Consider the following 1,377-nt stretch of genomic DNA (forward strand, 5'->3'; position numbering starts at 1 on the left):
TCCTGCGCCAGCGTCTTCACCCAGCGCGCCGCCGTCGCCGCCATCGAGCACACCGCGGAGATCACACCCCGCGTGGTGGCCCACCTGAAGCAGTGCCGCGACACCCTGGTGCCCCTGCTGGCCGCGCTGCCCGGCGTGCAGGTGGCCCCCGCCAAGGGCGGCATGTACGCCTTCTTCCGCCTCGAAGGCTTCGGCGACTCCCTCGACCTCGCCAAGCGCCTGGTCGTCGAAGCCGGCCTCGGCCTGGCCCCCGGCAATGCCTTCGCCCCCGAAGCCCAGGGCTGGCTGCGCTGGTGCTTCGCCTCCAAGGACCCGCAGCGGCTGGTCCAAGGTGTGGAGCGCCTCAAAATCTGGCTATCCAAACAGTAGAAGGGCACCAGCGGGGCGAGGCCGCAGGCGAGCCGCCCGTTCCAGAGATGCCGCGGAACCGGCTCCGCCGGGCCGCAGGCATCGCCCCCGGTAGGGGGAGGGAGGAGCGACACGAAGTGCGCGGAGCCTGGGGGCGAGCTATAATGAATGGCTTTGCATGCCGCAAGGCGCACGGTGAGGGCAGTTCCAGCGCTCACCGCAAGTCAAACATCCCGGAACAAAGGAAATTCAATGATCGCAGCCTCCATCAAGGCCGAAGTCGTCAAGGACAACGCCCGCGCCGCCAACGACACCGGCAGCCCCGAAGTGCAAGTCGCACTGCTGACCGCCCGTATCAACGAGCTCACCCCCCACTTCAAGACGCACGCCAAGGACCACCATGGCCGTCGCGGCCTGCTGCGCATGGTGAGCCGCCGCCGCAAGCTCCTGGACTACCTCRAGTCCAAGGATGCCGACCGCTACACCGCGCTGATCGCCAAGCTGGGTCTGCGCAAGTAAATCGAATCGCATGAAAAAACGCCTGGGTTAGTCCGCTAGCTCAGGCGTTTTTTACTTCGCGATCCACTTTCGGAGTGCCAAAACAGAGCGAAGCTGYGTCATTCCAATGAAGTTCCCGCCGAGCTTCGCTGGAATGGCATCGTGTTCTGAGAAGCCTCCGTCCCTGCGGAACCTGCGCCCAATGCAGGTCATCCGCTCTCAAAACAGGAGCAAAACATGAGCCTCTTCAACAAAGTCACCAAGTCCTTCCAATGGGGCGACAAGACCGTCGTCATGGAAACCGGTGAAATCGCCCGCCAGGCCAGCGGCGCCGTGGTGGTCGACATCGACGGCACCGTGATCCTCGCGACCGTGGTCGCCTCCAAGACCGCCAAGCCGGGCCAGGACTTCTTCCCGCTGACCGTCGACTACATCGAGAAGACCTACGCCGCGGGCAAGATCCCCGGCAGCTTCTTCAAGCGCGAAGCCAAGCCCAGCGAACACGAAACCCTGACCAGCCGCCTGATCGAC

2 protein-coding genes and 1 pseudogene are annotated in these 1,377 nt (G+C 64.7%); all 3 read left to right on the top strand.

The features are described from left to right. A partial coding sequence (locus tag AC1DOC_RS33725) for an aminotransferase class I/II-fold pyridoxal phosphate-dependent enzyme (protein WP_478131580.1) occupies positions 1 to 369 on the top strand: 369 nt, incomplete at its 5' end. A 231-nt stretch (positions 370 to 600) separates the two neighbouring features. Beyond that, complete coding sequence (gene rpsO / locus AC1DOC_RS33730; RefSeq protein WP_478131581.1) at positions 601 to 867, top strand: 30S ribosomal protein S15; 267 nt, start codon at positions 601 to 603, stop codon at positions 865 to 867. 216 nt (positions 868 to 1,083) lie between these two features. Next, positions 1,084 to 1,377 (top strand): annotated as a pseudogene (locus tag AC1DOC_RS33735) (polyribonucleotide nucleotidyltransferase); the annotation flags it as partial.

This window comes from Variovorax sp. 01T439_2 (assembly GCF_056398445.1).